This is a genomic window from Phyllobacterium sophorae (genome assembly GCF_003010965.1).
Taxonomy (GTDB): Bacteria; Pseudomonadota; Alphaproteobacteria; order Rhizobiales; family Rhizobiaceae; genus Phyllobacterium; species Phyllobacterium sophorae.
Genome location: NZ_PGGM01000002.1, coordinates 1 through 18988 on the forward strand (window position 1 = coordinate 1; position 18988 = coordinate 18988).

Here is an 18988-nt window from a genome sequence, read left to right on the forward strand (position 1 = left end):
CACGCTCCTTCACCAGCTTCACCGCTTCAAGCTTGTATTCGCGGCTGAACTTTCGTCTTTGCATTCATACTCTCCGGTTTCACGCAGAACACCTTAACTCAGTGTCTATGAAACCGGCAGCAGGCCACTATGTCTGTGTCGCCGCTTCGACGTTGGGGGATAGTCCTGTTTGGGACCGAGATCGAGCTGCGATCTGCGGCAACATGGTTCGGCTCTATAAATTAGTTCACACCGTTCTAGATCAGACTACCCAGCGGCGACAGGAGGCCGCATTCATATTCGCGAGGCTAGTGTTCGAGACGTTGGTAAATATTCGTTACATGATCGAGCATTTCGAGCCGCAGCTAATCGACGAATATGTGAAATACTCGCTGCGCCATGAGCGGAAGTTGAGAGACCGGGTATTGGCAAACATCGATGCCCGCAACGGCATCATGCTTCCAATCGAAGACAGAATGCTCAAATCTATCGAAAGGGCTGCTACTGCAGCAGGGGTGCCCTTGGATGATGTTGATATAAGCCAGAAGGGACCTTGGGGAGGCAAGAACCTCTTCGATAAGGCCGAGGCGGTGGGGCTAGGGGGCATCTATCTCGGCGCTTTTGGTGGTCCATCCCATGGTGTCCACGGCAACTGGCATGAGATATATTCAAACCATGTGGAGTGGGACGAGGAAAGTGGGTTTACCCCGAAGCTTGATTGGCATCATCCGCGACCACAGGTCCTTTTTGGCTTGAGCACTTTGATAATCGAAACGCTGGCCATTTATTTTAGCTTCATGTGCGGTGAGCAATGGGAAGCAATTTTTGGCGAGCCGCTTTCGGACCTAAGCCATCGTGCCACATTGGCCTCTAACGCTCACGAAGCCTATCTCGCCGGTAAGCAGTGGCCAGAAATCTGAAACATATTTCCGTTGGCCAACGTTGGGCCATCGGAACGTATCGGGACACATCGGGAACTTTGGGAAGGGCGGACCAACATTTATTCAATGAAATCAATGCGGTTTGGGTTTCCTCCGGGCCCACCATTTCTCTAGCACGCGCCATGGACTGCCACACCATGATGTTGAGCAGGAGGTTCTACATCTGAAGCACGGTCCCGTATCGGATCGGACTCTCGGCATTGACCGCCGCCCAGCTCAATTATTGGAGGCTAGGACGAATACACTTGGTCCCGCAGCCATATCGGCTTCCAATTTGTCATAGAAGCCATCGCGGTCGTGCGGTTGCGAGATCGGCGGCCCCAATCGCGCCGGCGTGACGCTCGAGACGGGCGCTCACCAGCGTTGGACAAAGCGAAATTTTGGGAATGTAAACGCACTGCGAATTTGATCGAGATATCCTTCAGCGGCGCATCCTCCGGACGAGGAAGCCGCTGATTCACTGTCTGAAGCTCAAAGAAGCCAGCTCAAGCCGAAAGCGATTGCGACACCGGCGGCGAAGATGCAGCTGTAAAGAAAATATGATCGATGGTGCGGCCACGCATCGTCATCATCTTCGTCAAGATCATCCGTTATATAAATGTCCTCGCGCCGCATACCGGACTCCCGATAACAACCCACTCAACACTAAACCCTTTGAACGCCTTCAAGTTCCAACACCTGTGAGCAATGATGTTCCGTCACAGGCGATATATTTCTCCATTATGAACCATTCACTTCAAGGCCCTTTAAGCGTTGACGGTATTATAAAAGCTCTCCCCCAGCCGTAATCTCAAACATCCGCCTGTTGCGCCAGTCCATCCACGTCACCAGCAATAGCAAGGACACATCCAGGAGTAGGGCAAGAAATCGACCGGTCGTTTGGTGTCTCGTGTCATGTGCCCAATCCTCATCATTCCGCCCCAGCCACCCTCGAGGAAGCCATGGCCCATACCATCAAGATCAATGGAACTGCTCACAGCGTCGACGTCGATGATGACACCCCCTTGCTGTGGGTGCTGCGAGATGTGCTCGGCATGAACGGCACCAAATTCGGCTGCGGAGCCGCATTGTGTGGCGCCTGTACCGTTCATATTGACGGCGTGGCGACACGTTCCTGCGTCACCACGATCGACAGTATCGGTGACAGTGCGGTCACCACGATCGAGGCTATCGGCGAAACGCCGCAGGGAAAGGCTCTGCAGAGGGCCTGGCTCGATCTGGAAGTGGTGCAGTGCGGCTATTGCCAGTCGGGACAGCTCATGTCGGCCGCAGCACTCTTGACCGATACGCCGAAGCCGACCGATGCCGATATTGACGGTGCAATGGCCGGAAATGTCTGTCGTTGCGGCACCTATCAGCGCATTCGCGCTGCCATCAAGCAAGCAGCGGAGGCCTGAGGTCATGAACACAATCGATTTGAACGTTCCCATTCTCGGGCAGAACAAGACCTCGCGCCGTGCCTTCCTGCAAGGTGGCGGCTTGCTATTGGGCTTCGCCATGACCGGCATGGGCAGCAAAACAGTGTTTGCCGCAACTGCGGCGCAAGTGACCGAAGCTGAGGTAATAGCGCCATTCGAACCTAATGCCTTCATCCGCATCGATCCCAAGGGAGTCGTGACGCTGGTCATGCCGATGGCTGAAATGGGCCAGGGTGTCTATACCTCCATGGCCATGCTCCTTGCAGAAGAGTTGGAAGTCGACCTTGACCAGGTGTTGCTGCAGCATGCCCCTGCCAATGATGCCCTCTACGCCAATCCGATACTCCAAAGCCAGACGACGGGTGCCTCAACGACGATCCGCGCGTTTTGGACGCCATTGCGTCAGGCAGGTGCGGTCGCTCGCAACCTTCTGATTACGGCTGCGGCCAAGAAATGGAACGTCGATCCTGCGACCTGTCAGGCCAGAAAGGGCGTTGTTTCCGATGCGTCGGGCTCACTACACCTTGGCTATGGGGAATTGGCGGAGGAGGCGGCCAAGCTGCCAGTACCGGCCGCCGACAGCGTGGCGCTGAAGGATCCGAAGGATTTCACCCTAATCGGCACCAGGGCCAAGCGGCTGGACACATCCATAAAAGTGGACGGCCGTGCTGAGTTCGGCATCGACATCAAGGTGCCGGGAATGAAGGTCGCGGCGATCGCCATCTCGCCCGTTTTTGGCGGCAAGCCCAAAACAGTGGATGACGCGGCAGCGCTTGCCGTCAAGGGCGTACATCAGGTGGTCAGGACGGACGAGGCGGTTGCCGTCATTGCCGATCATACGGGAGCGGCCAAGAAAGGATTGGCGGCGGCGGCCATCCAATGGGACGATGGTCCAAATGCCACGGTCAGCAGCGCTGACCTCATCAAGCAGCTTGACGAAGCGTCAAGGCAGCCTGGTGCCGTTGCACGCAATGAAGGTGACGTCGAAAAGGCGCTCGCCGGTGCGGCACAACGAATAGATGCCATCTATCAATTGCCTTTCCTTGCTCATGCGACGATGGAGCCGATGAATTGTACCGTACATGTGCAGAAGGACAGCTGTGACATCTGGGTTGGCACCCAGGTACCGACACTTGCCCAGGCGGCGGCTTCCAAGCTCACCAACTTACCTATCGAGAAGGTGAAGGTACATAATCGCTTGCTCGGCGGCGGTTTTGGGCGGCGCCTCGAAACTGACGGTATTGTCCATGCCGTCAAGGTTGCCAAGCAGGTGGATGGCCCGGTCAAGGTCGTCTGGAGCCGTGAGGAAGATATCCAGCACGATATGTATCGCCCCTATTACTACGATCGGCTCTCCGCAGGGCTGGATGCAGATGGCAAACCCGTAGCCTGGACGCACCGCGTCTCAGGTTCTTCGATCATTGCACGCTATATCCCGCCGCTGTTCAAGGATGGACTCGACTTCGATGCTGTTGAGGGTGCTGCCGAGCCACCCTATGCCCTGCCAAACATCCATGTCGACTATGTGCGGGTCGAACCTGCCGGCATTCCGACTGCCTTCTGGCGCGGCGTTGGCCCAACACACAATATATTCGTCGTCGAAAGCTTTATGGACGAACTTGCACATGCGGCAAAGCAGGATCCCGTCGCCTACCGAAAGGCGCTGCTCGGGCACAATCCGCGGGCGCTCGGTGTCCTGAACCTCGCGGCTGAGAAGTCGGGCTGGGGAACAAAGATGCCTGAAGGTCATGGCCGTGGCGTCTCGGTGCAGTTTGCCTTTGGTACCTATATCGCGCAGGTGGCGGAGGTGGAGGTCGCTGCTGATGGATCGGTCAAGGTCAATCGGGTCGTTTGTGCTGTCGATTGCGGCTTGGTCGTCAATCCGGACACGATCGAAGCGCAGATGCAGGGCGGAACGATTTTCGGTCTGACGGCGGTCTTGCACGGTGCGATCACGCTCAAGGACGGGCGGGTCGAGCAAGGCAATTTCGATACCTATTTGCCGATGCGGATCGATGAGGTGCCGGTGGTCGAAACGCACATGATCAAGAGCGCCGATGCACCCGGCGGCATAGGCGAAGTAGCAACGGCGGCTGTCAGTGCGGCGGTGACGAATGCGATCTTCGCAGCCACCGGTAAACGCGTCAGGACCCTTCCGATTGATCCCGGCGTTTTGAAGAAGGAAGCCTGACCGGTTCCAAATCAAGTGGCGCTGGGGCCCTGTGTCACGGACATGGGCTCCAGTTTTTCATGCTCGGCAGCTTGGCGAATTCATGCCTGTCTGGCTTCTCGAACCCCCACGACTTCCTTGGAAAATATTACGGCTGCGAACACAAGTGCGCCCGCGAAGGTGATAAGCGAGCCTATGCCGACAAGGGGCTCTAACTGGGTGTTGCCGAGTTCCATGAAGTATAGGGCGGGCAGCATGACCAACAAGCCAAATGTGTACATTGCGTAATGGACCATTGCCAGCCGCTTGTTTGCCTTGGAAGGATTGAGAGCATAGTACCCTCCAAAAATGGCACTCGATACCCAGCCGAGAAGGTTGACATGGGCATGGGCTGCTATCGTGGTGTGGTTTCCCGACATTCCCATCTGCAGGCCCACAATCAGGCCTATGATCAGCCATATGATTGCTGTTTTGAAAAACAGCTGAGAAATCTGTGGCATTTGCGGTTCCCCTCCGAACTGCGATTTAGTGATGTGGCGGAGAATACACGCGTGTCCAATGTCTTTCTAGCAGGCACATCTAAGCAAAAATAATCAGATTCAATACGTTTTTGATGGATATCAGGTATGGGGTGCTTCAATATTTTCCATCGGTGCGCGTACGGTCCAAACAATGCGATTGGCACTTTGCTCCAGCGTGCCTTCGCCGCCAAGTGACAGCGGTGTTACGCGTTCGAGGACAACTTTGCCAAATCCATTGTTGCGTCCCAATTTGACGGCAGGTCCGCCAGACTCGGTCCAGGCTAAATAGAAACTCCTGCCTCCATCGCCAACGAACCAGTCGACGGTAATGTGTCCGGATTCTGCCGAAAAAACGCCGTACTTGGCCGAATTTATCGCCAGTTCATGGAAAGCGATTCCAAGGTATTGGACTGCATTGGGTTGAAGCGTGATCGTTGGACCTGACATCGTGATATTCGCTTCGTCACCGAATGGCCTGATCTGTGCCAAAAGCAGATCTGAAATCGTCGCCCCGCGCCATGCGACATGCACCAGCAAGTCGTGTGACCGTGCGAGCGCCATAATCCTTTCACGAACTTGCTGCTCAAATTCAGGAGCATCACCGGTGCGGTTGCCTGTCTCGCGGATCATGGACAGGATCACGGCGTATTGGTTCTTCACGCGATGGTTCACCTCCCGCATGAGCATCAAAATCCGTTCTTCGTTCTCTTTCTTTTCGGTAATGTCGCGCGCAATTTTTGAGGCACCAATGACGCGGCCAGACGAGTTTTTTACCGGCGACACTGTCAACGAAATGTGGATACGATCGCCGTCCTTGCGTTGGCGTATTGTTTCATAATGGTCGATTCTTTCTCCCCTGCGGATGCGCTCGACAATGCTTGGTTCTTCATTCAAGCGCTCAGGCGGGATTAGCAGGGTGATGGAACGGCCAATCATTTCGTCCGCCGTGTAGCCGAATATCCGTTCGGCACCCTTGTTCCAGCTGCGAACAATTCCGGTGAGGTCCTTGCTGATGATCGCATCGTCTGATGATTCAACGATTGCAGCAAGTCGTTGCGTGGCAATTTCGTCTCGCTGCCGGTCGCTTACATCGAGCAGCATATTCAATGCACCGACGATTTCGCCCCGCTTGTTGCGCAGCAAGACCGGACAGGGCAGAAAAGTAATGCGGCTGCCGTCGGGCCTTTCAGCGATTGCCTCTGTCCCGCGAACCTCCCGTTGTTCACGAAGGGTCACGGCCATTGGGCATTCATCGTGCCGCATGGGTGTTCCGTCGGGCCAGTACAATTTCCACGACCCGCACCACTCATCCTCGCCTATTTGAGGTTTTCGCCCCCAAAGTTCAGCTGCAGCTTTGTTGTAAAAAGTAATAATTCCAGATTTATTGGTGGTATAGACCGCAGCGGGGAGATCCATGATGATCGTGTCACGGCTATTGTTGTCCATGCCATGCAAAGCTGCTAGCGAAGATGCAAATGAACTTTGCGGAACGTCCACAATTTCCCCAATCCAACGGCAATTCTCTTCTTGTTGTCGGTCAAAACCAGGAGTCGCTGGTTGCAACAAGATTCCGAGTATTGCCGTTAAACTGTTTGCGACGTACTTGGTTCCATTCCTTGCGCATGCACATTGTCGGTCGCCGGAGGTTGAAGGGGTGGCGCTTTTCGATGAAAGCACTTGAAATGCAATTGCAGGCCGGTTTCGCAAGGAATCCAGCCTGCAATATATTCAGCGTATCGCTTGAGCGCCAGTATGCTTGAGTTCTATAGACCCGGCGTGCGAACCAATCAAATTGCGAAGACGACAGCTGCAACTGCAAGCGCGCCAAACAAAATCATCGAGCATGTCATCCAGTTGGAGATATCGCCGTTTTCTTTCGTATGCCGCATCATCGCCTGACTCCTCCTGAGCATAGCCGGTTGCACCGGCCCGTTCTCAAAAATCACGAACATCCGTCGCTGATTTTAGTTTCCAGCTGTTTTCATAAGTTGTCGTGATTCATAAACTGTCGCTGGAAGGTCAGAAGGTCTAATCCTGTCACTCCAGTTTCAGTGTAAGGATTATAGCGCTTTCAATTTAGTCGTTCAATTTGAACCGAGCGGATGGTCATCACATTTTGATAGCAATTGAAAGGAATGTGATACTGTCGGTTCAGCTCGTGGCGGCGTCCAACAGCCTTGGAAAAACCATCCGCACCAAGGCACCACGACCGCCGTGGAAACTTTCCGGTGCATCGAGCATTTCAAGATGCCCGCCATGATCCTCGACGATTTTCTTGACGATCGCGAGGCCGAGACCCGTTCCCTTTTCGCGTGTCGTTACATAGGGCTCAAGTAACTGGTGACGGTTTTCGGACGGCAATCCTTTGCCATTATCAAGAACTTCGACAATGATCGATTGGCCAGCGGCAGTGGCGCGGATGAGAATAAAGCCTGCCGTGATCTGACCGGTCTCTAATACCGCATCAATGGATTCCGAAGCATTCTTTATGATATTGCCGAAGGCCTGACCAAGCAGGCGGCTATCGAAATTTCCTAGAAGCGGTTCATTGGCAATATCGTGTTCAAACTTGATCCGGTTTTTGCTTATTTCGACGAGGAAGGACGCATCGCGCAATACGTCGCGGATGTCCGTCGCTGCCAGCTGGGGCTTTGGCATGCGAGCAAATTCGGAGAACTCGTCCACCATGCGGCCGATATCGCCGACCTGCCGGATGATGGTCTCGGTGCACTGGTCGAAAACCTCTCGATCTTCGACAATGACCTTGCCATAGCGGCGCCGGATGCGTTCGGCGGACAGCTGTATCGGCGTCAATGGGTTTTTGATCTCATGGGCAATCCTGCGGGCCACATCGGCCCATGCAGATGAGCGATGGGCGGCTACCAGGTCGGTAATGTCGTCGACTGTGACCACATAGGACGTGTTCTTGGTGTCAGCGTCTTCCCGGGTGATCTGGACATTGAAAGATCGTGCGATGCCACCGCGTGTGATGCTGATCTGTTTGCGGCTGGAAGACCGGCCGTTCTCGCGTGCAGCCACGAATACCGCACCGATCTCAGGTAAAATCTGGACAAGGTTCTTGCTGGCTGCCTGCAGGCCGTCAATTGACAACATCTGTTCGGCCGGACGATTGAGCCCGGCGATATTGCCTTGCGAATTGACGCTGATGACCCCAGCCGTCACGCCGGACAGGACTGCTTCTGTAAACCGCCTCCGCTCGTCGATCTCATCCTTGGCCGAGATGAGGTCGCTGTGCTGAGTTTTCAGCTGCTCTACCATGTTGTTGAACGTTTGCGAGAGCGAACCAATGTCACCATCCGATCCGCGCACGGGGACGGAGACGTCGAAATTGCCGGTGGCTACGTCCTCTGCTGCGCCGATCAGCATCCGGATCGGTTGAACGACGCGATTGGCGACCGCAATACCCGTCCACACTGCGGTGAGCAGCAACAGCAATGTGAGCTCGATGTAAAGCAGCGCGTAGGCGATCTGCGTATTGGAACGGTTGTTTGCCAGCGATTGATACTCAGTGTTGTTGTCCGTCATGACGCGCATATTGTCGAGCGCAGAGGAATCCACCGCACGGATTGTATAAAGATACAGGTCTGGCAAGGCCTGTGTCTTGACTACGGCGCCGACAAGATTTGTGTCCCCGGGCGGTATCAGCACAGGCTTGTCTCCGGCCGCACCTTTCAGCGCTTCCAAGGGCACTGCGGGCAATGAATGATCTACGAAGAGTTCTGCTCTGACGACAACCTCGCCGGTCGACTTGACCAACGATGCGCCCAGCAAATTATTGCGGCCGGCATCGTATGTCAGCCAATCCGAGAATGCGCCCCGGTCGAGACTGTAGAGAAGTCGCCTCTGATCCAGGTCTATCGCCATGGAAAGTGTTGTCGTCAACAGGCTCTGTACGTTGTCCTCCATGTAGGATTGCGCTGCCTTGATCGACATGTCGATGATCTGGTTATTCTCCGGTTTGATCCATGAGTTCAGCCGGTTGTCCAGGACAATGAGCGAAAAACACGCAACAATAATCGACGGGATCGATGCAATCAGAGCAAAGATGATCGCGATGTTGGTATGCAGGTCGTTGTGCTTTTCCTTGCTTTTGAACAGGAGCAGTTTTTTCAGCGTCGCGTAGGACAAATAGACCAGCACCAGAATGGAAATGGCATTGGCAGCGATGATGAGCTGGGTCGTTTGCTTTGTCGGTGATACGTTGGTGATGCCCATCATGACGATGAACGAGACGATCGTTGTCGCCAAAACCAGGAGCGTCATCACCAACGCGCCTTTCGGCAGAACCTGCGGTTTCACTACAGTCTTGCTGGCGGGCATCCATTCGCCTCGTTGGATCCCCCGATCGTTCGGAGCGGATCACATAGTTCTGTTGTCGATTATCGGTCGTGGCGCCGCTTGTAAAGCAAGCTTGCATAACCAGCACACTTTGAGGCAACAGGAAGAATGGGCGCGTTGCCGATGTGCCACGGCTGCCTACGGAGAACCTTATGACAATCCGCACCATACTTAAGTTTCCCCATCCAGGTCTGCGATCGCATGCCAAGCCTGTCACCGAGTTCGACGGTGGCCTGCAAATGCTGGCACAAGATCTCCTTGAGACAATGCGTGCTGCTCCCGGAATTGGTATTACCGCTCCGCACATTGGCGTCCTGAAACGGCTTGTCATCATTGAACTGGACCCGAATGCCGGCGCCCGGTTCTATGCCAATCCCGAAATAGAATGGGCCTCCGATGAATTTACCCGGCACGAGGAGGGAAGCATTGCTATGCCGGGCGTCTCGAATGAACTGGAGCGACCCATATCAATACGCGTCCGCTACCAGGATCTTTCAGGTGTTTTACACACCGAGGAGGCGAGCGGCCTTTTGTCAGCTTGCCTGCAACATGAAATCGATCAGCTGGATGGCCTGTTCTGGATACATCGCCTGTCGAAATTGAAGCGTGATCGCGTGATCAAGCGCTTCGAAAAGTTGCAGCGCATCCAGAAAGCGTAGGGCTGTTCAGCGGTGAATCGGGTCTTTCCAGGGGACGCCTTCCGGCTTTTCCACAGGTTCGATATCGAGATTGACGACAACCGGTTCCTGACCGGAGCGGACAAGGACACATTCCAGTGCTTCGTCCGGGCTGGCGTTGATCTCTTGGTGCGGTACGTAGGGCGGTACGAAAATGAAGTCGCCGGGGCCAGCTTCCGCGACAAATTCCAGCCTCTCGCCCCAGCGCATGCGAGCGCGGCCCTTCACCACATAGATAATGCTTTCCAGGTCGCCATGGTGATGCGCACCGGTCTTGGCATTGGCATGGATCACCACGGTGCCGGCCCAGATTTTCTCGGCGCCTGCCCGGGCACGGTTGATCGCAGTTGCGCGATTCATGCCCGGTGTCTGTGCCGTGTTCGGATCAAGTGAATCGCCCGGAATTACCTTCACACCGTGCTTACGCCAGTCGATAGGTTGCTGACGATCTTGGCCACCATCGTGGGGATGATTGTTGGACAAGGTTATCTCCTGTTTCTTTCCAAGTATCGACGTCAATCTAATCAAGATTGCGACGCTCGACCAGACTGGCTTTTAATGACGATTAATTAACCTCACCTCGGAGTATTTACCTTGACGATCTAACTCTTCGCTCGCCAATGTGTGTCAGCTGCGGGTGTTTCCGCAGTTGTCTGGAACGCTGGGTGATGCCAATCAGTAAATCGCGAAAATCACCGTTCAATGCCGGGAATGAGCGCGGTGGTGATCGCCTGCTTCAGATCGAGGCGGTCTATGACAAGGTTCCCGTGGGCCTTTGCTACATCAATCGCCACGGAGTCTTCGTGACAATCAACGATCAGTTGTCACGCATGCTTGGAATTGCAAGTGAGTTGGCGCTGTGTCAGCGCATCGAAGACATTGTACCTGACCATGCGCCTCTTCTGCGCAAGGGATTGGAAGCGGCTCTCGCTGGACTTGCCATTCCCGATCAACAGATCGAACATTGCGAAGATACATTCATGGTTTCTGCGGCACCAGTGATGAATGATCTGGGCGAGTTCGCTGGTATTTCCGTCGCCTACACCAACATCACGAATATGAGAAAAATGGCCGAGAAGCTGTGGGAAACCGAGCAGCGTACGGCCTATGCGCTCGAAAGTGCTGGCCAGTGGATATGGGACTTGAATATTGCGACGATGCGCGTGTGGCGTTCGCCGCAATACCGCATACTGCTCGGCCTTGACCCGAACGGCGCAGATTCAGAAAGCGTTGCCTGGGATATCGTGCACCCTGATGACAAGGCCCACGCGATTCAAGCGTTTGAGGATGCCGTCAGTGGTCGCACGTCACATTTTGAAGCGATATACCGTGTGCCGCGCGGCGCCGGCGGCAACGCATGGATACTAAGCCGTGGTAAGGTCGTTGAATATGGCCCCGACGGTTCACCGTTGCGGCTCCTGGCGACAAGTGTCGATATCAGCGCGCAGAAGCGTGTCGAGGAACAGCTCTCAACGACGGTACAGTTGCGGCTGGAACTCGAGCAGAAATTGCTGGAAGCCAACCGCAAGCTAAAGAACCAGTCGGAACGGGATCATCTGACCAATCTGCCCAATCGCCGGAAGTTCAGCCATCTGCTGAAACGGGAGTTCGTGCGTGCCATCGAAAATGCAGATACCCTGGCGGTACTGATGGTCGATATCGACCATTTCAAGGCTTATAATGATTTCTACGGGCATCTGGCTGGGGACAAATGTCTCGTGCAGGTGGGACGCGCCTTGAACAAGGTAGTCAAGGATAGCGGGGGATCTGTTGCACGGTTTGGCGGTGAAGAATTTGCGGCACTCCTGCCCAGCATTGCAACAGAACGGGCCGCCGATATTGGTGGTCGAATGCTTGAAGCAATTTCCGCCATGCAGCTTGAGCACGGCGCCAGTCCAAGCGGGAAGGTTTCCGTCAGCATCGGCATGGCGGTCCTTGACGAAGCTCACCGTGTGGCCGTTCCCGGCCCCGACGACCTTCTGAATCTGGCTGACAGTGCGCTTTACGAATCGAAACGCAATGGACGTGGCAGGCTGAGTGTTTGGGGTGCCTTCACGAGATAGGCCGTTGCATGCCGCGTATCGACTTCCTCCAAATCATGGGTGCATGCAGGTTGATCGACCGGACTTCTGGTTGCGATTCTCCTCCATGGTTTGCGAGCCATGCAATACTGTTTTTCACGATTTCGTCGACCGGCTGGGAAAACGTCGTGAGCGCATACGATGCCCATGCTGCCTGCTCGATATCATCAAAACCGACCACGCAGACGTCTTCCGGAATCCGCAGCCCGAAATCATGACGTGCTCCGTCCATCAGTCCAAACGCCATGAGGTCATTGACGCAGAATACCGCATCTGGTTGCTTTGGTTCAGCAAACAAGGTTTGGGCAATCTTGCGGCCGCTCTCATAGACTGTGTTGCCATGTCGAACGACCGTCACATCAAGGCCGAATTCCGCCGCGGCAGCAACGAAGCCTCGTTCGCGAGCCATCAGGCTCGGGGTGCCAACCGCTGAGTTGGCGAGAGCAAGGTGGCGGCAACCGGCGCGTAAAAATGCACTTACTGTCACTCTCGCGGCATGGCCGTCATCAAGATTGATGCGGAAAGGCCCGTCGATCTCGTCATCCCTGTTGATCAGAACAATGCGCTGTCCACTGTCGAGACAGAGTTTTGTGATTGCTTTGTCCGGTAGCCCAGACAAGAGAATGGAGGCGTCGGCGCGGTAATGCAGGGTCTGTCGCAACGCCGCATCGACGCTGCCATCCGATCGATCCGTGTTGATCAGCATCGAAATCTTGCCGGCCCGCTGCAATTCGTGGGTGAGGGCGCGTACCAACCGGGCGCGGTAGGGCGTATCCATCTCCGATACGACGAGGCAGACAATACCGCTTTCGCTGCGCATCAAACCGCGCGCCAACTGATTGACATGATAGCCAAGCGCTTGCGCGGCCGCCATGACGCGCTGACGCGTTTCATCCGATACGCTGGCGCCGGGCGTAAACGTGCGCGACACTGCCGACCGGGAAACGCCGGCCCGCTTCGCAACATCATCGGCGCTGACGAATGATTTGTTCAATTGCCTGATCCCACCGATTAGCGCTCTCCCTTCTATCATCTTGCACGCGATTGCGTGGGCTTGCAATCCCGCATTAGGCCTCAAATATTCGCGCATCGAGCAGTCATTCAGCTTGACAGCCTGTCTCAGCATGTGAAATCTTTGCACACGCTTGCAAAAAGGCGTGCGGCATGGAGGTGCCGCTTTTTCAGGGAGGAAAATCATGCGTTCTGTATTCGCAATCGCTGCCGCTTTTGCCGTTGGTCTTCAGATGATGCCAACCGAAGTGCGCGCTGCGGACAATCTCAATTTGATCTGCTCGGCCGATGTCGTCATCTGTGAGTTGATGAAGGGCATGTTCGAGAAAGAAACCGGCATTCAGGTTAATATGGTGCGTCTGTCATCGGGCGAAACCTACGCCAAGATCCGAGCTGAGGCACGCAACCCGAAAACCGATATCTGGTGGGCTGGTACGGGTGATCCGCATTTGCAGGCCGCATCCGAAGGACTGACACAGGAATACAAGTCGCCCATGCTCGACCAGTTGCAGGATTGGGCGAAGAAGCAGGCAGAGAGTGCTGGATACAAGACGGTTGGCGTTTATGCCGGTGCGCTTGGCTGGGGCTACAACACAGAGATCGTCAAGACTAAGGGCCTGAAGGAAGCAAAATGCTGGGCGGACTTGATCGATCCATCCTTCAAGGGTGAAATCCAGATCGCCAACCCGAATTCATCTGGCACGGCCTACACGGCGTTGGCGTCCCTTGTGCAGATAATGGGCGAAGACAAGGCTTTTGACTACCTGAAGCAGCTCAATGCCAACGTCTCGCAATATACCAAGTCCGGATCGGCGCCGGTGAAGGCTGCTGCACGCGGAGAAACGGCGCTCGGTATTGTCTTTATGCATGACGCCGTCGCGCAGATTGCCGAAGGCTTCCCTGTAAAGGCCGTCGCTCCTTGCGAAGGCACGGGATATGAAATCGGTTCTATGTCGATCATTAAAGGCGCTCGCAATCTTGATGCCGCGAAGAAATGGTACGACTGGGCGCTGACTGCCGAAGTGCAATCGCACATGAAGGAAGCAAAATCCTTCCAGCTACCTTCGAACAAGTCTGCGACGGTTCCGCCGGAAGCGCCGAGGTTCGAAGACATAAAGTTGATCGACTACGACTTCAAGACCTATGGCGACCCGGCCAAGCGCAAGCAGTTGCTAGATCGCTGGGACAAGGAAATTGGCGCAAGCGCCAACTGATCCCTCCGCGCTTCTGACGCTTATATGTCCGGACCGACCGTCCGGACATATAGTCAGCGCAGGCAACTATCTTTCATGAATCAAGGCGGCAAGTGGCGTGATGGAACGTAGCGACCGGAGACTGAACATTGCTCTTGGTATCGGGCTTGCCGGGTTCACTCTCGTGCCCTGGTACAGAATCGAAAGTGGCTTTTTTAATCTCGGTTGGCTGGGCAATTTCCCGACAGGGCCGGAAGAAGCGCCTGGCTTGGCGCAAATCTTCGAATATGGCCGCTGGACCTTGGCGGTCTTGGCGCTGCTCTTCATTGTCGGCCTATGCGCTCGAGCCTTCAAGGTCTCGCCATTGCGTTCAAATATGCTGATCACTGCAGGTGGGGCCGGTCTCATCTTCCTTGTTTTGCAAGGTCTCGCGGTCGGTTTCAGCGGCTGGACGTGGACGATCAGCGAAAGTCTTTTCGGACCGCTTGCGGATGGTCAATCATCCATGGGGGCGGGGGCAGGGCTGGTTGCGTTGTCCTTTGTCTTGTTGTTTTCCTTTGGCCTCGCCGAGCGCGGCGCGCTCAGGGGCGATGCCTTCGTGGTTGCCTCGATCGCTCTGCTTGTTGTCCTCGTCAGCATTTTTGTGTTCTATCCGGTCGGTAGCATGTTTGTCGGGGCCTTCCAGACCTTCGACGGTTCGTTCGATCCCTCCGGATTTGTCCGCAACATTCAGGATCCATCGATCTGGAGCCTGGATTGTGTCATCGGTGGCAATCGTTGCGGGATTGCCTGGCGGACCCTGCTTCTGGCGATACTTGCGGCCTTTAGCTCTACGTTACTTGGTCTATGTTTCGCACTGGTCGCGACACGTACACGCTTTCCATTCAAGAAGGGTTTGCGACTTCTGACGATCCTGCCGATCATCACGCCGCCTTTCGTCATCGGCCTCGCGCTCATCCTGCTCTTTGGCCGCGCCGGTGTGGTGACACAGCAGCTTTCCAACCTCTTCGGCATCGAGCCCGGCCGCTGGCTCTATGGCCTCACGGGCATCTGGATTGCACAGGTTCTCTCGTTCACGCCCATCTCATTCCTGGTGCTGATCGGTGTCGTCGAGGGTGTCAGTCCATCCATGGAAGAAGCGTCGCAAACGCTGCGCGCAGACCGCTGGCGCACATTCTGGAAGATTTCACTGCCCTTGATGAAACCCGGGCTGGCCAATGCTTTTTTGATCGGATTCATCGAGAGCATGGCGGACTTCGGCAATCCGCTGGTGCTCGGCGGCAGCCACGGGGTGCTTTCGACAGAAATCTTCTTCGCTGTTGTGGGCTCGCAAAATGATCCGTCGCGTGCCGCCGTGCTGGCGATTATCCTGCTGTTCTTCACGCTTTCCGCATTCCTTGCGCAGCGTTTGTGGCTCGGCGGCAAGAGCTTTGCGACCGTAACCGGCAAGGGCGATTCGGGGGCACATATCGCCTTGCCCCGATCGCTTTCAATAGGTGTGCATGCCATCGTCATTCCATGGATCCTGTTCACGCTGGTCATCTACGGCATGATCTTCGTCGGCGGCTTTGTCCGGACGTGGGGTCTCGATAACACGCTCACGTTCGAGCATTATCAGCGCGCATTCTCGTTCAGCTTTGATAATGGCGTGGTTGCCTGGACAGGGGTTGCGTGGAATTCCTTCTGGACAACCATCAAAATCGCGCTGATTTCGGCACCGCTCACAGCAGCAGTCGGACTGCTCACAGCCTATTTGATCGTTCGTCAGCGCTTCGTCGGACGCAATGTGTTCGAGTTCGCGCTGATGATGAGCTTTGCGATACCCGGCACAGTTATTGGCATCAGCTACATCATGGCGTTCAATTTGCCGCCGCTGGAGATGACCGGTACCGCGCTGATCTTGATTGCCTGTTTTGTCTTCCGCAACATGCCGGTTGGCGTGCGCGGCGGCGTGGCGGCGATGAGCCAGCTCGACAAGAGTCTGGACGAGGCGTCATTGACTTTGCGGGCGACCAGTTTCCGCACGATCCGCAAAGTCATTTTGCCCTTGCTTCGCCCCGCGATCGTGGCTGCGCTGGTCTATTCATTCGTCCGTGCCATCACCTCGATCAGCGCTGTCATATTTCTGGTCAGCGCGGAGTACAATATGGCGACTTCCTATATCGTCGGCCTTGTCGAGAACGGCGAATACGGCGTTGCCGTGGCCTACTCGTCAATGCTGATTGTCGTCATGATCGTCATCATCACCTGCTTCCAGCTACTGGTGGGCGAGAGGAAGTTGCGCCGCGAGAACCGCGTTGCGACCGCCTTCGTTCCGTCTGCCGCACCTCAAGAGAAGGCCGTATCATGACAACCCATCGCACCGGTTCTGTTGTTTTCGCCAATGTCAAAAAGCAGTTCGGAACCTTCACGGCCATTCACGATCTGACCCTGGATATCGAACCTGGTACGCTTGTGACCTTACTCGGTCCATCAGGCTGCGGCAAAACGACGACCCTTCGCATGCTGGCCGGTCTCGAGCATCCGAGTTCGGGACGCATTCTCATTGGCGGCAAGGACGTTACCATGCTTCCCGCGAACGAACGTGATGTCTCGATGGTATTTCAGTCCTACGCCTTGTTCCCCCATATGTCGGTGCTTGAGAACGTTGCCTATGGGCTCGAATCATCGAAGATGAAAAAGAATGAGGCGCGTGAACGGGCAGAGGAGGGGCTGAAGCAGGTTGGTCTTGCCGGTTATGGCCAAAGGCTGCCCGCCGAGCTCTCCGGTGGCCAGCAGCAGCGTGTCGCCGTTGCCCGCGCACTGGTGCTCGAACCGCAGGTGCTCTTGCTTGACGAACCCCTCTCCAATCTTGATGCTCGCCTGCGGCGCCGCGTGCGAACGGAAATCCGTGAGCTGCAGCAGCGCCTCGGTTTCACGGCCGTCTATGTCACCCATGACCAGGAAGAGGCGCTTGCGGTGTCGGACAGGATCATAGTCATGCAGGACGGTGTTGTTGCCCAGCAGGGCTCACCGCGCGAACTCTACGAAGCACCCGCGTCATCCTTCATCGCCGACTTTATCGGTGAGGCCAATGTGGTTCCCTGTGAAGTGCTGCGAAGTGATGGCGGGCAGGCGATCATCCGCGTTGGCAGGCTCGAACATTCGGTTCCCGGGCGAAGCGCGCGGCCGGGACCGGCCAAGCTCGCCGTCAGGCCCAACGCGATTACGCTCGAGGCGGCTGAAGCCGGCGCTTTTCCCGGAAGCATCCGGCATGCCGCCTATCTCGGCGATCACGTGGAATATGAAGTCGAAACGGAGGCGGGCACACTCTTTGTCGTGGATCCAGCCGTCGACAGGAACCTTGCGCCTGCCACGAATGTCAGCATCGGCTTTCATCATCGTGGCATCGCCATCATCAACAATTGACGCCTGTATCCATACCGAAGGAACGAACATGACATCGCATGCCGCTGCTGATCTTCAGGATCGCTTCGCCCTGGCTCAGAAAATGGCAACCGAGGCCGGGGCCGTGGCTCTTGCCCATTTCAATGCACGTGAACGGCTGGTCATCGAGACCAAGGCCGATCCGCACGATGTTGTCTCAATCGCCGATCGCGAAGTGGAGGATCTCATCCGGACGCGAATCGCCGTGGCATTTCCGGGCGATGCCATTCTTGGCGAAGAATATGGCGTCAGCTCAGGTACGTCCGATTATACGTGGGTTATCGATCCGATTGACGGCACTAGCCCCTTTGTCAACGGCATGCCGACGTGGTGTGTTTCCATCGCAGCCTTGCATGGAGAGGAAATAGCCATCGGCGTCATCTATGTGCCGTGCAACGATGAACTCTACGCGGCAGCCAAGGGCATGGGTGCCGCATTGAACGGCAAGGCCCTGAAGCTTGATGCGAGCCGTAACATCCGCAACGCAGTGACCGGCATTGGCGCCAACAATCATGTGACACCGGCAACAGTGGCAGCGATTGTTGAAAAACTGCTCGATGCCGGCGGCAATTTCATTCGCAATGGTTCCGGCGCGTTAATGCTGGCTTATGTCGCGGCCGGGCGGCTGGTCGGCTACTACGAACCATATATGCATGCCTGGGATTGCATGGCGGGCTACTGCCTGGTCAAGGAAGCCGGCGGCTGGCATCATCCATTTCCTGTCAAGGGTGATGGCCTTACGCGAGGATCGCCGGTGCTCGCTGCTGCGGAAGGTGCTGTAAGCGATCTGCGCGCAATAGCAGGCCTTTAGGGTCGAACCAATTAGACTGCTGGCGCAGGCGGCTATTCGACAGCCGTTTCGCCGTCGACCGTCGCGTGCCTGGCCGACAATAGTTTCGTATCGCTCGGCTGAAACCGTCCCTCGATATCGAGATAGGTTGAATAGAGAACGCCGGCCACGAAAAGAACCGCAACGCCGTAATCGCACACTTTGATCAAGAATAACCGCGTGTGCCTCCCTTCATAATCATAGTAGCCTCGAGTTCTTTTCATGGCCCCCACCACATTTTTACCCATTAAGCTATTTTACGACTGACGCCGGTACCTCGCAATCAATCGGAGGCTAATCAGTTGGAGTGGCACGAGTGATGAGTGAGGCGGCCAACTAGATCCCTTGTGACTAAGCTGACGAAAACCGCACGTTGAAGCGAG

At 55.6% G+C, this 18988-nt stretch carries 15 protein-coding genes; 9 read left to right on the plus strand and 6 right to left on the minus strand.

What is annotated here, in order from left to right; translation table 11 throughout:
- The 3 genes from CU103_RS31730 to CU103_RS03965 all read left to right on the plus strand — a co-directional run.
- On the plus strand, window positions 1-899 hold an 899-nt coding region (locus CU103_RS31730; RefSeq protein ID WP_210203708.1), incomplete at its 5' end, for a DUF5677 domain-containing protein.
- Window positions 900-1861: 962 nt separating this feature from the next.
- Complete coding sequence (locus tag CU103_RS03960; protein ID WP_106662654.1) at window positions 1862-2317, plus strand: (2Fe-2S)-binding protein; 456 nt, start codon at window positions 1862-1864, stop codon at window positions 2315-2317.
- A gap of 4 nt (window positions 2318-2321) precedes the next feature.
- The gene (locus tag CU103_RS03965; protein ID WP_106662655.1) at window positions 2322-4529 is read left to right on the plus strand and encodes a xanthine dehydrogenase family protein molybdopterin-binding subunit; all 2208 of its coding nucleotides are present in this window, start codon (window positions 2322-2324) and stop codon (window positions 4527-4529) included.
- A gap of 80 nt (window positions 4530-4609) precedes the next feature.
- Here CU103_RS03965 and CU103_RS03970 read toward each other — a convergent pair whose 3' ends face one another.
- The 3 genes from CU103_RS03970 to CU103_RS03985 form a co-directional block, all read right to left on the minus strand.
- Window positions 4610-5008 carry a hypothetical protein gene (locus CU103_RS03970; RefSeq protein WP_106662656.1) on the minus strand — a complete coding sequence of 133 codons (399 nt, stop codon included), beginning with the start codon at window positions 5006-5008 and terminating at the stop codon, window positions 4610-4612.
- Between the two features lie 120 nt (window positions 5009-5128).
- Window positions 5129-6706 carry a PAS domain S-box protein gene (locus tag CU103_RS03975; protein WP_245448592.1) on the minus strand — a complete coding sequence of 526 codons (1578 nt, stop codon included), beginning with the start codon at window positions 6704-6706 and terminating at the stop codon, window positions 5129-5131.
- 474 nt (window positions 6707-7180) lie between these two features.
- A complete protein-coding gene (locus tag CU103_RS03985; protein WP_106662659.1) occupies window positions 7181-9370 on the minus strand; it encodes a sensor histidine kinase in 2190 nt (729 codons plus the stop codon).
- Between the two features lie 170 nt (window positions 9371-9540).
- Between CU103_RS03985 and CU103_RS03990 the strand changes: the two genes are divergently transcribed.
- A complete protein-coding gene (locus CU103_RS03990) occupies window positions 9541-10047 on the plus strand; it encodes a peptide deformylase (protein WP_106662660.1) in 507 nt (168 codons plus the stop codon).
- 6 nt (window positions 10048-10053) lie between these two features.
- On the opposite strand, the gene CU103_RS03995 is transcribed toward CU103_RS03990, so the two are convergent.
- Window positions 10054-10548 (minus strand): cupin domain-containing protein, encoded by a 495-nt coding sequence (locus CU103_RS03995; protein WP_106662661.1) that lies wholly within the window; start codon window positions 10546-10548, stop codon window positions 10054-10056.
- Window positions 10549-10733: 185 nt separating this feature from the next.
- Here CU103_RS03995 and CU103_RS04000 point away from each other — a divergent pair, with 185 nt between their 5' ends.
- Window positions 10734-12128 (plus strand): sensor domain-containing diguanylate cyclase, encoded by a 1395-nt coding sequence (locus CU103_RS04000; RefSeq protein ID WP_162707289.1) that lies wholly within the window; start codon window positions 10734-10736, stop codon window positions 12126-12128.
- Here CU103_RS04000 and CU103_RS04005 read toward each other — a convergent pair.
- Window positions 12118-13140, minus strand: coding sequence for a LacI family DNA-binding transcriptional regulator (locus CU103_RS04005; RefSeq protein ID WP_425350559.1), 1023 nt, complete (start codon window positions 13138-13140; stop codon window positions 12118-12120). The two genes, CU103_RS04000 and CU103_RS04005, sit on opposite strands and share 11 nt — an antisense overlap.
- 202 nt (window positions 13141-13342) lie before the next feature.
- Between CU103_RS04005 and CU103_RS04010 the strand changes: the two genes are divergently transcribed.
- From CU103_RS04010 to CU103_RS04025, 4 genes are all read left to right on the plus strand, one after another.
- On the plus strand, window positions 13343-14371 hold the full coding sequence (locus CU103_RS04010; RefSeq protein WP_106662663.1) for an ABC transporter substrate-binding protein: 1029 nt from the start codon (window positions 13343-13345) through the stop codon (window positions 14369-14371).
- Window positions 14372-14471: 100 nt separating this feature from the next.
- On the plus strand, window positions 14472-16700 hold the full coding sequence (locus tag CU103_RS04015) for an ABC transporter permease (protein ID WP_106662664.1): 2229 nt from the start codon (window positions 14472-14474) through the stop codon (window positions 16698-16700).
- The gene (locus CU103_RS04020) at window positions 16697-17758 is read left to right on the plus strand and encodes an ABC transporter ATP-binding protein (RefSeq protein WP_106662665.1); all 1062 of its coding nucleotides are present in this window, start codon (window positions 16697-16699) and stop codon (window positions 17756-17758) included. The genes CU103_RS04015 and CU103_RS04020 overlap by 4 nt, the downstream gene beginning before the upstream one ends.
- Window positions 17759-17786: 28 nt before the next feature.
- Entirely contained in the window at window positions 17787-18587 is an 801-nt protein-coding gene (locus CU103_RS04025; protein ID WP_106662666.1) for an inositol monophosphatase family protein, read from the plus strand.
- A 32-nt stretch (window positions 18588-18619) separates the two neighbouring features.
- Here CU103_RS04025 and CU103_RS31000 read toward each other — a convergent pair whose 3' ends face one another.
- A complete protein-coding gene (locus tag CU103_RS31000; RefSeq protein ID WP_146147744.1) occupies window positions 18620-18829 on the minus strand; it encodes a hypothetical protein in 210 nt (69 codons plus the stop codon).
- Between the last annotated feature and the right edge of the window lie 159 nt (window positions 18830-18988).

Excerpts from the sequence above, each read along its gene's own strand:
- CU103_RS04000 (WP_162707289.1), top strand. The coding sequence starts at position 10,734 with ATGCCAATCAGTAAATCGCGAAAATCACCGTTCAATGCCGGGAATGAG.
- CU103_RS03965 (WP_106662655.1), top strand. The coding sequence starts at position 2,322 with ATGAACACAATCGATTTGAACGTTCCCATTCTCGGGCAGAACAAGACC.
- CU103_RS03985 (WP_106662659.1), bottom strand. The coding sequence starts at position 9,370 with ATGCCCGCCAGCAAGACTGTAGTGAAACCGCAGGTTCTGCCGAAAGGC.
- CU103_RS03970 (WP_106662656.1), bottom strand. The coding sequence starts at position 5,008 with ATGCCACAGATTTCTCAGCTGTTTTTCAAAACAGCAATCATATGGCTG.
- CU103_RS04025 (WP_106662666.1), top strand. The coding sequence starts at position 17,787 with ATGACATCGCATGCCGCTGCTGATCTTCAGGATCGCTTCGCCCTGGCT.
- CU103_RS03960 (WP_106662654.1), top strand. The coding sequence starts at position 1,862 with ATGGCCCATACCATCAAGATCAATGGAACTGCTCACAGCGTCGACGTC.
- CU103_RS04020 (WP_106662665.1), top strand. The coding sequence starts at position 16,697 with ATGACAACCCATCGCACCGGTTCTGTTGTTTTCGCCAATGTCAAAAAG.
- CU103_RS04015 (WP_106662664.1), top strand. The coding sequence starts at position 14,472 with ATGGAACGTAGCGACCGGAGACTGAACATTGCTCTTGGTATCGGGCTT.
- CU103_RS04010 (WP_106662663.1), top strand. The coding sequence starts at position 13,343 with ATGCGTTCTGTATTCGCAATCGCTGCCGCTTTTGCCGTTGGTCTTCAG.
- CU103_RS03990 (WP_106662660.1), top strand. The coding sequence starts at position 9,541 with ATGACAATCCGCACCATACTTAAGTTTCCCCATCCAGGTCTGCGATCG.
- CU103_RS31000 (WP_146147744.1), bottom strand. The coding sequence starts at position 18,829 with ATGAAAAGAACTCGAGGCTACTATGATTATGAAGGGAGGCACACGCGG.